Origin of the sequence: Spirobacillus cienkowskii (assembly GCF_037081835.1) — a bacterium.
Lineage (GTDB): Bacteria > Bdellovibrionota_B > Oligoflexia > Silvanigrellales > Silvanigrellaceae > Silvanigrella > Silvanigrella cienkowskii.
This window is the reverse complement of sequence record NZ_CP146516.1, coordinates 439662-452500: the sequence shown is the minus strand read 5'-3', so window position 1 is coordinate 452500 and position 12839 is coordinate 439662. Positions and strand designations below refer to the sequence as shown.

Sequence of the window (12839 nt, the reverse complement as noted above, 5' to 3'; positions counted from 1 at the left end):
ATGAGAAATCATTTCGTGGTAGACAAACTCATCACGATCAGAGCACATCATCAAACCATCTAACGTCAACACACGGCCAAAACCAGTTGATTCAAAAACATCAACTCTCTGAAAAGGGCTTTGTACTGAATTAAGCACCTTTTTAACGTGAAGGCCAAAAGAAACTTCGTTATTGTGCTTTTCTTGATACCAAAGATCAAGGGATGATGAGTTGCCAGAATCCGACTCAAGAGCATATGGTAATTTTTTTGAAAACATTTATATTTCCTTTTGAAGTTAAAGCTAAGGATTTCATAAGAGTCCTGTCGCATAAGCAAATAGCATCAACAAAGCAACGAGTCTACGAAAATGAAACATCGCAATTCAAAGAACATAAGCAATTTAGCAAAAACTTTTGAAAAGTTTAGCAGTAATTCAGAAATTAATGAGTCCTTACCTGTCGATCTCCAAGTGGAAAGCTCTTCTAAATTTCTGTCAAACATGAAAATTACAATCATTGGAGGAGGAGGGATTGCTGCAACAGAGCTGCCAAAATTATCGCGTGAACTACGGCGCCATGGCGCCTCAACACAGTTTTGTATTACTGAAAATTGTTTAAAATTTATTGGGATTGACAGTTTACGCTGGGCTTCGGGCAACGAAGTGATTATTAACCCTACTGGCCTAGCAGAACATATCTGCGCCGCAGATGCCCTTGTTGTGTGCCCAGCTACAGCAGACCTCATATCAAAAAGCGTAAATGGGATCTGCTCAGATGGTGCAACAACTTTAATTCAAAGTGCTTTAGGATTGAAAAAAACAATAATTTTTTGCGCTACTATGCATGAAAGTTTAACAAACTCTCCTATTATTAAACAAAATAGAGAAAAACTGACAAAAATTCCTGGAGTATTTTTTACAACCCCTCGTTTTGAAGAAGGTAAAGAAAAATTACCTTCACATCAGAATCTTGCTATAGAAATTGCCCATATTATCAATAAAGCAGCGTTATTTAATTCAAACTCCCAGAATATCATAATCACCGCTGGGGGCACACGGATCATGATTGATCCTGTTCGATGCATAACAAACTTATCAACTGGCTCTTTAGGTATTGAAGTTGCAAAAGTTTTTTATGCTATGGGAATAAAAACTAAACTTATTCTAGGTAACACAAATTTTGAAGTACCAGAATATCAATATCAAACTATTGCTAATCTTCCAGAGTATGAAGATATGTATAATTATGTCAAAAATATTAATGAAAAAGATTTCGATGGAATAATTCATTTAGTGGCTGGATCAGATTTTATTTGTAAAAATAAATTTTCTGAGAAAATCTCGAGCACTCAAGAAAAAGTTCATCTTGAACTAAATAAAACTAAAAAAATTATTGATCTTGAAAATATTTCTAAAATTAGATTTAAGGCCGCGGCTAAACTAACATCAGGAAAGCAAGAAGAAGGAATAAAAGCTGCATGTGAACATATGCAAATAAAACAACTTAATGCTATCCTATATAGTAATATTAAAGATATTTGGAAAAACAATAATGATCACAACGCTATCTTTATAGAAAATAATGATAGCATTTTAATAAAAGAACCAGTTTCTGGTAAAAAAGATATTGCATTAAAATTTTTTAGTTCTTTTATTAAATTTAAAGGATAAATCTCAAAATAAGCTCGACAAAAAGTAGGCAAACTTATGAAATTAAAAATAATTTTAAAAAAAATGGGAAAAGAATTTATAAACATATTTAGAGGAGTTTATACTTGGATTAATATTATTATTTTAAGTATATTTTTTTCTACTACAATTATAATTTCTTTTCCTTTTGTCTTTTTTGTTGATAAAGAAAGACACTCATTACATAAATTAGCTGCAATTTGGGCTTTAGCCATACAATATTTAAACCCATGGTGGAAGTTTTCAATTAAAGGGAAAGAAAACTTAGCGAAAAAAAATGAGGCCGTAATTTATGTAGCAAACCATCAAAGCCAAGCAGACATACTCGCTTTATTTATTTTATCTACTAGGTTCAGATGGATTGCTAAAGCTTCTTTATTTAAAATTCCTTTTTTTGGTTGGGGAATGAAACTAATTGGATATGTCCCAGTAGAAAGAGGCAACAAATTAAGTGCTGAGAAAAGTTTAAAACTTTCATCAAGGCATCTTAAAAATGGAACCCCTATGATTTTTTTTCCTGAAGGAACTCGAAGCAAAACAGGCAGTCTTGGCGAATTTAAGACTGGAGCTTATAGACTCGCTAAAACTCTAAATCTGCCTATAGTCCCGATTACTATTAACGGCTGTGCAAAAATGCTGCCAAAAGGGTCTATTCTACCAAAAAAATCTAACGTTTCTATTACTATACACCCAAGAATTGAACCAAATAATCTCAGTTATTTAGAAATACTAGAAAAATCACGCGAAGCAATTTTATCAAAGCTTAAAACATAAGGGATATCTAAAAATGTTTTTAAAAAAAACAGGTACGTTTTTATTTATTGCATTAATTCTTACAAGTTGCCAAACTTATACAAATGAAAACGAAAAAATCAGAGCTGATTTATATAATGGAAAATATAATGAAGCTATAAAAAAATTAGATGACAGTAGTTTTTCAAAAGAAAAACAAAACTACTCCTTATTTTTAATGGAAAAAGGGATGCTTCTGTATTTACAAGATAATTATAAAGAAGCTGTCAGTAGCTGGGTTAACTCAGATAAGCATCTTGACGAATTGTATACAACTAGTATTTCAAACACCGCCTCAAGCTTAATTATAAATGATTCTAAATCTGATTATACAGGAGAGGCACACGAAAGAGTATTGCTACCAATTTTTTCTTCGCTTGCATTATTTGCTAACAAAGATAATAATAACGCAATTGCGATGATAAGAAGAACAAATGATATAAAACATGAGTTCTCTACAAAAGAAAAATATAAAAATATTCTTAAATATGATTTATTTTCATCATATTTTTCTGGGTTAATGTATGAAAACAAAAATGAATGGGATAACGCAATAATTGAGTATAAAAAAGCTTTAAATAATTTTAATGAAAGTAACAAAAACACAGATAGCAACCAACAAATTCAAAATTTTATACTTAAAGATCTTGCAAGACTTGCGGAATACAGAAAAAGAAATGACATTTTAAAAGAAATTGATACAAATAAACAGAATATAAAATGGATATCACATGATAAATTTGTAAAAATGGGTGAAATTTATGTTGTTTATGAATCAGGCATTTCTCCTATTAAAGTTCCTAAAAACATCCCTTTTTTTACTGATAAAACTTATGTTAATATTTCTTTTCCTGAATATAAACAAATACCCTATAAAAACCATTATTCAGAAATATTTATAAACGACATATTAGTTGGGAAAACGTTGGTCTTTGCAGAAATTGGGAAAATGGCAAAAGAATCACTCGAAAATAGAAAAGCTGCGGATTTAACTAAAATTGCAGCAAGAGTTATTGCAAAGGATGTGGCGACACGAAAAATTGGAGAACAAAATCCTCTTGCAGGTCTTGCTGCTAATATATTTAGTATGTCTACTGAAGTCGCTGATACAAGAAGCTGGACTACTTTACCAGATACAATTCAAATTTACCGGATTACTGTTGCTCCAAATAAAGAATTTACACTTAAAATCAAACCAAAATTTGGTTCACCAATAGAACAATCAATTACTTTAAATGCTGGAGAAAAAAAATTAATCCGCTTTAGAACATTTGATTAAATTAATTAGTTACATAATATATTTAAGGCAAAAATGATGGATTTAAATGCAAATAAAGAAATGTCGACACTTAAAATTTGGAGCCAGCAAATTAAATTTTGGCCAAGTCATTTTGTGTTATTTACAATAGCTGCTATTATAACGATCCCTTTGTCACTTGCCTTGGTTAGTGTCACTTCTGTTATTATTCAAACAATTAACTTTGTACCAGACGATATTACTTGGAAAAGACTAATTGGTGAACAGTTTGCGTTGTGGATTACTCCATTGGTTGAGGGAACGCAATTTGAATATTCAATTCCTTTAACATTTCAAAAAGATTGGTTTGCTTTAATATTTATAATTCTATCTTTAACATATTGTTTATTAAATTTTTATTGTGAATTTAACCTAAAATATCTTGGAGAAAAGCTTGCAAAAATGCTTCGCTATGAAATTTCTAATAAGTATTTTTCTTTAAATTATTTAAGTGCTAAAAATATTGACATTGGCTTACTTTCTTCTATGGTGGGGGAAGATATTAGAGAAGCACAACAAACATTTACAAGATTAATAAACACTATTATTAAAAATGGTTTAACCTCAATTGTATTAATTTTATGGTTAATTATTTTAGATTATCAGCTTTTTATTTTGTTTTTAACCGTTCTTATTCCTGCTGGAATTGTTTTAAAAGTTACTTCAAAAACATTAAAAAAACTTTCTAGACAAGGATTACAGTTTGAAAGTGAACTATTAAGTAGTATTCTTGAAAGAATGAGAGGGTGGCAAACAATTCAATCACACAAAGCTATAGCATTTGAGATTTTAAAATTTAATAAAATTAATGATAAAATATATCATGTTTGGAGAAGAGCAACCCGAGCGAAATCTTTAGGAAGTCCTCTTGTTGAGTGGTTTTCAATAATAGCTGGGGCATTTATAATTATTGCAGCGCTCAGAAGAATTTCTGAAAACACTTTAGACAGTAGTATATTTATTAATTTTATGATTACTACAGCTTTATTATCTGATAAAATTAGTAAAATATCTGATCAACTAAATTCTACTAAAAAGGGTACCGAAGCTTTACAACGTATTAGAAATTTTATATCGCAAGATTTTTCTTTAAGAGAAATTAATAAAAAAATTAATTCTGAATTTAATAATTATAACTTTACTTCTATTGATAAAATTCATTTTAATAATGTATCTATAGGTAACACCGATAACTCTCAACTTGTAAAAAACATCAACCTTACTCTTAATAAAGGAGAAATTTTAGCAATAATTGGTCCATCAGGAGTTGGTAAAAGCACATTTATTAGAACAGTCCTAGGATTGCAAAAACCATTAAATGGAAATATATATATAAATGATCAAATAATTACTGAAAACTTATTTTATGAAATTTCTAATAAAATTTGCTTTATCCCTCAAGATCCTTTTATATTTTTAGGAACAATTTTTGAAAATATTGTTTATCCTCAAAAAATTGTTAAACCAACTCAAGAACAAATCAATCTTGCAAAAAATGCTTTAAAGTTATCACTTTTAGATAAAGATCTAATGTCCAATACTTCTGGACTATCGGGTGGCGAAAAACAACGATTAATGTTTGCTAGAATATTTTACAAAACACCTCATTTGATTATTATCGATGAGGGAACTAGCGCTCTAGATCTCATTAATGAAACTAAAATTATTAAAAATTTAAAAGAGCATGTAAAAAATTCTATTACTTTGGTCATTGCGCATAGACCCGCTATAAAAGAGTATGCTACCAATATTCTGGACTTTTCTAATTCAAGAACCTCACAAACTGTATTATAGCTATGTAATAGCTAAAAAAGGGAACTTTTATGAATTCAATATCATCTATTATTGCAGGTAAAAAAAACCTAGGTACTAACTACTTTTCATCATTTAATCCCTCTAATAATGAAGATACTTTAGGTACTTTTTCGAATGCAACAAAAGAAGAATGCATTGAAGCTTGCAAAGTTGCTCGTTCCGGATTGGAGCAATGGAAAAATACTCCAGCACCCATTAGAGCTGGAATTATTTCTAATCTTGCAAAATTAATTGAAAAAAACAAAGAGTCTCTTTCTCAAGTTTTAACTCGAGAAATGGGCAAACCAATTAAAGAAGCAAGAGGTGATGTTCAAGAAGCAATAGATACTTGTTACTTTTTTATTTCCGAAGGAAGACGTTTATATGGACAAACAGTTCCAAGTGAAATGTCGAATAAAGAACTTTACACTTATCGAAGACCTGTTGGTGTATTTGCCTGTATCACTGCAGGAAATTTTCCTGTAGCCGTTCCAAGCTGGTATTTTATTCCTGCTCTCATTTGCGGAAATACATGCGTATGGAAACCTTCTGAAGACACTCCTTTAGTATCTTTAATTTTTGCAGAACTACTTTATGCTGCTGGGGTTCCAAAAAATGTATTTCAAGTTGTATTTGGAACTGGTCCTCAAACAGGAGCTCAGTTAATATCTTTAGTAAATGATGGATTAATAGATAAAGTTGGTTTTACGGGTAGCACTCAAGTTGGAAGACTTATTGGAGAAATTTGTGGGAAAAACTTACAAAATCCTTGCTTAGAACTAGGCGGTAAAAATCCTTTAGTAATAATGCCAGATGCAGATCTTGATCTAGCTGTAAATGGAATATTGTGGTCTGGATTTGGAACAGCAGGACAGCGTTGTACTTCTCTTGGAAACTTAATTATTCATAAATCGGTAAAAGATACATTAATTTCAAAAATATTAAATAAAGTAAACGATCTATCAATTGGAGAACCAACAAATGAAAACAATTTTTATGGCCCAATGATAAGTGAAAGATTTTTAAATAAACATCTAGATAATTTAGAATGCTTAATTAAACCTCACCATAAGATACTAACATCTAAAAATGGAAAAATTACAAGCCAAAATAAACCTAATAGCTTTAATGGTAATGCGAGTTCAGGATATTACGCTTTTCCATCAATAATAGATAATGTTCAAGAAAATGATGAAATTTACTATACTGAAACTTTTGGTCCATTATTTAATGTATTAACTTTTAATTCTATTGAAGAAGCTATCTATCTATCAAATAAAACAGGTTATGGTTTAAGTTCGGCAATATATACTTCAGATATTCATTCTGCATACAAATTTAAAAACGAAATTTCTGCAGGAATGACAAGTATAAATAACAGCACCACGGGAGCAGAAGCGCATTTGCCTTTTGGTGGTAACGGAAAAAGTGGTAATGGAAGTCGACAATCTGGAATTTGGGTTATAGACCAATTTACTAAGTGGCAAGCTGTAAATTGGGATATGAGTGGAAAATTACAACTTGCACAAATGGATACAAATTATATCAATCCAACTGACTATACAGTTAGTGTTGATAAATATATCTTGCAATAATTAATTACTTCAAAGATTAAAAATATAAAATTTTAATTACTTAGAGCAGGAGAGCGTTCATGCCAGCTTCCCAAGATCTAAAACAATTTGTTCGCTCAGAGAAAGTACATGAGCGATATTTAGCGATAGAAAACCTTGCAAAAATACCACAATCTTGGCAAGGAAATTTATTGACTTGGCAAATTATGGCTCTAATACCAACTAGCGCCGAAAAGTCTAAACTTGCTGCATCGCTTAAAATACCAAATATACCAAATAGTGAATGGGCAATAATATCGTATTTACTGCATAAAGAAACAGATGAAAGCGTTATATGTAACTGTATTTTATCTATAGCTCATTCAAAAAAAACATTTTTTTCTCCAATAATTTTAAAATTTCTCGATGGAAATAAAAAAGTTTCAAATCAAATATTATATGCAATTTTAACTTATGTTGAAGAAACTGGAGATGACAACTTTAAAGAAAATCTAGAAAAATACTTTCACCAAAATTTACCAAATTATATTCTAGCAAAAGGCTTTAATGCTTTTATTAAGCTTGGTCAAATTACAGAAAAAATTAAAAATATTGCTTTTTCGATTGTTAAAAATCATAATTACAAAGATATAGAAAATACAGCTTTAATTTCTACTTTTTTATATTTAGGATTTGCAGCAAATGCTGCTGATATCATAAATATAAAATCATTTAAATACAAATTAAAGAACAACGAAATTCAAAGATTATTTGAAATAATAATTTCAGAAATAAATAAATATGAAGAATTAAATTTTAATACCAAAGCAGCAGAATTATTTTTTGTTACAGCAGCTCATCAAGAAACTCCAAATTTTTTAGGATATGCCTGCTTTAATCAGTCAGTTCTAAATATCTCACTCGAAAAGATATTACGCAATAATTTAATTGATAAAGAAAATATTACAGGAACTATTTTAAAACTAAAAAATAAAGAACTTATTAATATTTTAGTAAACGATACTTTAATCGGAATTGCATCAATTGAAAGCAATAAAAATAAGTCTCTTGTTAAATACTGGGCAGAAAATGCACCTTTAAAAAACAGCGCGTTTTTAAAATCTGTACGCAATCCAAATCATTTTTTATCCTGGCATGAAAACTTAAATGATTTAACATATTATTTTTTAAATTTTGATATTTTATTTAATAATTATTTAAATACATGGCAAAATTTATTTTTAATGAATTTTGATAAAAAAATATTGATTTCTCAAATTTTATCATTAGGAAGCGAAGCTGCGCAAAATTTACAACCTGAAAAACTAATTGTTTTAGAAAATATTATTTTAAAAAATATTAAAGCTTATGTTGAACACTTGAAAAATGATAATCAAGAATCTTATGATACATTTATTGAACAAATATATGCTACGACTATAGGATTTTCGTTTTCTGCTCGTTTTATGGATGAATTAAACAAAGAAATTCCATTTTCTGGTGTAAGTTGGGTTTTTACAGCGATAGCGTTAAGCGCTCCTAAACTTAACATACATACTATTAGTCACTCAATTCAAACAGAATTAGAAACTATTAGACAAACTTTACTTCAAGGCAATATAGAAAAAGAAGAATACATACTTGAAGTTACTTCTCGATTTCAATCAATACTTGTTGGCTCAGATTGCTTCAAAATTCCTTTACAACAAAAAACTCTTTTAACATTAAAAGAGATTTCTAGCTTAATTCAAAATATGCTGGATAAGTCTAATAATTTTTACGAAATAGATGCTGAATTTTCTGATTGGAGTGGCAATATTTTATTTGATAGACCAGTATTACGATGGGGCGCAATTCTTCAAGTGTGCTTAAATACTAATCTTACAACAGAAGAAAAAGAATATTATGAAAAATATCTCCGAGAAGGTTTGAGAGTTGCTCCACATGTAGAAAAAAGATGGATTGTACGCGCACTCGTAAAATTGGATACAGAAGAAGCAATTAAAGCTGTACTGTACCAAGGATTACAACATATAGATGCAGATTTCGTTGAGCATACAATTAATGAATTATTACATTCCCATCAACCACGAGCACACCAAGCACTCATTCGCTCAGTATCAAAGAATAACATCAGCAACTTGCTAAAAATTAAAATTATAAAAGAAATTTCTTTAATAAATCATGAAGAAATCCTAAAAGAACTCAAAAATCTACAATTAATGCGATTTCCAGAAGAAGTAGATTTTGCTATTCAAGAAGCAATTTATAAAATTTCTGCAAAAATTCCTGAAGTTTTAAATTATACAGACACCTCTGAAATGCGCATATCCTCTCAAAACATCGATCTCACTATTAAAGCACTAATACCACATTCTGACGCTCTTTCTATTGACTCTAAAAGTGCTTTAAGAACAGCGGAGATGATTTTAATTCAATCTAAAGGCTGGGGAAATGAAGCTGTTGACTTAAGCCCAATCGTAAACATGCATTGTAAGGCAGTTGAATTAACTATGAGAGAAACTTTTGAAGTTCATACTGATGCCATCATTCGGTATGGAGCATTATCGAAAAGACTTGACTGCATTGGCTATGCAAAAGGTATAGTTGAAAAAATGACATTGTTTGAAGATTATATTTCTAATCTTCAAATCATCAGAACAATTCCTTATTTTAGTAAATTTAAATTAAGAAAAATGCTTCGAGCAATTTGCTTATATAGGCCCGGTAAACGGTTTACATTAGATGGTCCCAAGGCATTTGCACTTCTGTTGCTTGTCATTGCAAGAAAGCAATGCGAATTTAATTTGAATAATCTCATTCATCTTAATTTTGAATCTGACACAGAACTATTTGAATTTATTAAATTAGTCCATTCTTTACAGGATAGTCGAAATCGCGCGGTTCATGAAGGACTCACATGGGAAGCACGCGACGAAATAGACGCAATGAGGAAGCAAGCCTATAAAATTATTTCGACATGCCTTACAATAAGTAAAAGCTTAAAAGTTCAAGAAGATAACCAGGGAGACTCTCCCATGGAGAGTTGTTAAAATATGGGATTACGAGTCCAAACAAACATCAGCTCTATTAATGCTCAAAGGAACTTGTCTGTGTCGACACTGTTACTTGCTAAACATACCGAAAGAGTTTCAAGCGGATATCGTATTAATAGAGCGGCCGACGATGCAGCTGGACTTGCTATTTCTGAAAAATTACGCTCTCAAATAAGAGGATTAACCCAAGCAAAAAGAAATACTGCAGATGGAATAAGCCTAATTCAAACAGCTGAAGGAGGCTTAAATGAAATATCTAATATGCTCATTCGTTTAAAAGAGCTTTCGATTCAGGCTGCAAGCGATACCATCGGAGACTTAGAAAGAGGACATATTCAAAAAGAATTTGAAGCTCTTAAAGACGAGATTGATAGAATTGCTTACTCGACTGAGTTTAACGGAACACGTCTTTTAACTGGAGAAGCTAAAATACCTGAAATTCTAAAAAAGAATAGCAATCCACCACCACTTGAAGTTCAAGTCGGTGCTTCTTATTATCCAGAGGTGGATGACTTGCGTACAGTTCGCAATCCAACCCATATTATCAGAATAAATCTTAATAAAATTAATGCATTAACAGGTGGTCCTGGCTCTTTAAATCTTGGTAGTGTTCCTGATGCCACAGGAACCAGAGTTGATAAAAAAGTACATGCACAAAGAAGTATCACCCGAATTGACGATGCAATTGATAAAGTCAACGAGTACAGAGCAATTCTTGGATCCATTCAAAATAGAATGGAACACACCATCGCAAATACAAGCATTACAATTGAAAACTTACAAGCTGCAAAATCAAGAATTAAGGACTCTGATTATGCCGAAGAAAGCTCTCAAGTTGTGCAGCAAGGAATATTACAAAAAGCCGGTATTTCTGTACTCTTACAAGCAAATCAAATTCCAGAAATGGCTCTAAAGCTTTTAGGTTGATTCTGTGTAATTATTTAGATAAGACCAAGGCCACAGCAGAACTACTTTCTGCCTAAGAATTTTTGAAGGTTTTATCTACACATGCAAACTAAAAATTTGAATACAACCAAAATATTTATTCAAGATGTTACCCTACTTGATTGTGCTATTTTATACCCAAGCGCAGGCCCAAAAGGCAAAAGCTGGTATGTTGATATTACTTGGGAAGGTTTTAAGGATAATAATGGTGTAATTTTCGATTTTAGTTTAGCTAAAAAATCTGCTAAAAATACGATTGATCATGAGTTTGATCACAAATTATTAGTAAATGGTAATTCAATTCGGTTTCAATCAAACACACAAACGATTGTAATTGAAAATTATAAAGAAAATTTATTTTTTGCAATAAATACTTATAATAACTCAGTAACAAGAATTTCTAAAGACACTTTAGCTGCGCTGGATAATAATGATTTTTCCTTGCTTGAAAAAGAAATTGCGCAATCTATTTTAAGAAATTCTCCAAAAAATGTTAAAAGCGTTACCGTTACATTGAGAGAACACGAACATAATAAAAACCCAAATTACTTTAGTTATACTCATAGTCTTTGTCATCATTATGGCAACTGTCAAAGATTCCATGGCCATAGTAACATTATCGAAGTTTTTGAAAATGGAAATTTGAATTTAGAAAAAAGTACTTTTGCCGCTAAAAAATTAAATAATTCTTATATTATTTCCAGAAACTATGTGGTTGATTCTTGGAACACAAAATTAATTCAAGATCTTGTTGATTATTGTCCTGAACTTCTTGAATTAAAAGAAACAGTAATAGCAGCTCAATACAAGGGAACCCAAGGTGAAGTTGCAATCATTTTACCGAAAGAAAATGTGTTTACTCTTGAACAAGAAAGTACAGTCGAAAATTTAGCAGAGTTTGTTTATCAATTATTTTCTCCTCAAGAGCAACAAATTGAAATTCGTGCTTACGAAGGATTATCCAAAGGCGCTATTTGTTTTAACTTGTAGGAAATCACTCATGCACGCAAGTTTTTTAGTTAATGAAATGTATCCATGTTTACAAGGTGAAGGCGTAAACCTAGGAAAACCTTCTTTGCTAGTACGATTTCAAATATGCAACTTACGTTGTTCATGGTGTGATACTCCATACACGCACACGTTTAAAAGCGATCCTGTAAGTTCAACCGAACCAAAAGGAATACAAAAATTTACTCGTCATTCACTGAATGAGCTTGTTACTAAAATTCAATCTTTCAAGGTTAATCATCTTATTCTATCTGGTGGCGAACCGACGCTTCATAATATAGGTTTATTAATGAGAAGCCTTGGTTCAAACTACACAGCAGAAGTAGAAAGTAATGGCACTCGCATACCGCATTTACAAATCCCTAATTTTTTAAACAGTGACTACTTTTTAATGCAATGGAATATTTCTCCAAAATTTTCAAACGCAAATGAAAAAATCAACTCCGAAGCTTTAGAGCATTGGGCAAAGCTTTCTTTACAGTATGATCAGATTTATTTTAAATTTGTAATTAGAAAACAAGAAGCAACAGAAGATTTAAATGAGGTATTGAAAATCATATCTAAATTTAATATTTCAAAACATAAGGTACTTCTTATGCCCGAAGGTACAAGCATTGAATCGCAAATATGTAACGTTTGGCTGCATGATATTTGTTTAAAGCATTCTTTTCGTTATACACCAAGACTTCATGTGTTACTTTTTGGGAACTTAAGAGGGGTGTAGTT

General features: G+C 30.8%; 10 protein-coding genes (1 of these 10 only partly in view). 9 read left to right on the top strand and 1 reads right to left on the bottom strand.

Going from position 1 to position 12839, the window contains the following annotated elements:
- Positions 1 to 258: the 5' end (the start) of a polyamine aminopropyltransferase gene (gene speE / locus Spiro2_RS01965; protein ID WP_338636684.1), read on the bottom strand. Its footprint begins 657 nt before the window's first position; 258 of the gene's 915 nt are visible here — the first part of the coding sequence; the start codon lies at positions 256 to 258; the stop codon falls past the left edge of the window.
- A 90-nt stretch (positions 259 to 348) separates the two neighbouring features.
- On the opposite strand from speE, the gene Spiro2_RS01960 reads away from it, so the two are divergent.
- The 9 genes from Spiro2_RS01960 (at position 349) to Spiro2_RS01920 (ending at position 12837) form a co-directional block, all read left to right on the top strand.
- Positions 349 to 1650 (top strand): phosphopantothenoylcysteine decarboxylase, encoded by a 1302-nt coding sequence (locus Spiro2_RS01960; protein ID WP_338636683.1) that lies wholly within the window; start codon positions 349 to 351, stop codon positions 1648 to 1650.
- A 36-nt stretch (positions 1651 to 1686) separates the two neighbouring features.
- Positions 1687 to 2442 (top strand): lysophospholipid acyltransferase family protein, encoded by a 756-nt coding sequence (locus tag Spiro2_RS01955; protein WP_338636682.1) that lies wholly within the window; start codon positions 1687 to 1689, stop codon positions 2440 to 2442.
- Between the two features lie 13 nt (positions 2443 to 2455).
- Positions 2456 to 3739: a hypothetical protein gene (locus Spiro2_RS01950; RefSeq protein ID WP_338636681.1), complete on the top strand. Its 1284-nt coding sequence runs from the start codon at positions 2456 to 2458 to the stop codon at positions 3737 to 3739.
- Positions 3740 to 3775: 36 nt separating this feature from the next.
- Positions 3776 to 5551, top strand: a complete 1776-nt coding sequence (locus Spiro2_RS01945) for an ABC transporter ATP-binding protein (protein ID WP_338636680.1) — start codon at positions 3776 to 3778, stop codon at positions 5549 to 5551.
- A gap of 29 nt (positions 5552 to 5580) precedes the next feature.
- Entirely contained in the window at positions 5581 to 7146 is a 1566-nt protein-coding gene (locus Spiro2_RS01940) for an aldehyde dehydrogenase family protein (protein ID WP_338636679.1), read from the top strand.
- A gap of 59 nt (positions 7147 to 7205) precedes the next feature.
- Positions 7206 to 10157 carry a hypothetical protein gene (locus Spiro2_RS01935; protein ID WP_338636678.1) on the top strand — a complete coding sequence of 984 codons (2952 nt, stop codon included), beginning with the start codon at positions 7206 to 7208 and terminating at the stop codon, positions 10155 to 10157.
- Positions 10158 to 10160: 3 nt separating this feature from the next.
- Positions 10161 to 11087 carry a flagellin gene (locus Spiro2_RS01930; protein WP_338636676.1) on the top strand — a complete coding sequence of 309 codons (927 nt, stop codon included), beginning with the start codon at positions 10161 to 10163 and terminating at the stop codon, positions 11085 to 11087.
- A gap of 81 nt (positions 11088 to 11168) precedes the next feature.
- Positions 11169 to 12095: a 6-carboxytetrahydropterin synthase gene (locus Spiro2_RS01925; RefSeq protein ID WP_338636675.1), complete on the top strand. Its 927-nt coding sequence runs from the start codon at positions 11169 to 11171 to the stop codon at positions 12093 to 12095.
- Positions 12096 to 12105: 10 nt separating this feature from the next.
- Positions 12106 to 12837 (top strand): 7-carboxy-7-deazaguanine synthase QueE, encoded by a 732-nt coding sequence (locus tag Spiro2_RS01920; protein WP_338636674.1) that lies wholly within the window; start codon positions 12106 to 12108, stop codon positions 12835 to 12837.
- The last annotated feature ends 2 nt before the right edge of the window (positions 12838 to 12839 follow it).

What these genes read in the sequence shown, in the direction of transcription:
- Spiro2_RS01930 (WP_338636676.1), top strand. Translation starts at nt 10,161, where the DNA reads ATGGGATTACGAGTCCAAACAAACATCAGCTCTATTAATGCTCAAAGG.
- Spiro2_RS01945 (WP_338636680.1), top strand. Translation starts at nt 3,776, where the DNA reads ATGGATTTAAATGCAAATAAAGAAATGTCGACACTTAAAATTTGGAGC.
- Spiro2_RS01935 (WP_338636678.1), top strand. Translation starts at nt 7,206, where the DNA reads ATGCCAGCTTCCCAAGATCTAAAACAATTTGTTCGCTCAGAGAAAGTA.
- Spiro2_RS01950 (WP_338636681.1), top strand. Translation starts at nt 2,456, where the DNA reads ATGTTTTTAAAAAAAACAGGTACGTTTTTATTTATTGCATTAATTCTT.
- Spiro2_RS01920 (WP_338636674.1), top strand. Translation starts at nt 12,106, where the DNA reads ATGCACGCAAGTTTTTTAGTTAATGAAATGTATCCATGTTTACAAGGT.
- Spiro2_RS01960 (WP_338636683.1), top strand. Translation starts at nt 349, where the DNA reads ATGAAACATCGCAATTCAAAGAACATAAGCAATTTAGCAAAAACTTTT.
- Spiro2_RS01925 (WP_338636675.1), top strand. Translation starts at nt 11,169, where the DNA reads ATGCAAACTAAAAATTTGAATACAACCAAAATATTTATTCAAGATGTT.
- Spiro2_RS01955 (WP_338636682.1), top strand. Translation starts at nt 1,687, where the DNA reads ATGAAATTAAAAATAATTTTAAAAAAAATGGGAAAAGAATTTATAAAC.
- Spiro2_RS01940 (WP_338636679.1), top strand. Translation starts at nt 5,581, where the DNA reads ATGAATTCAATATCATCTATTATTGCAGGTAAAAAAAACCTAGGTACT.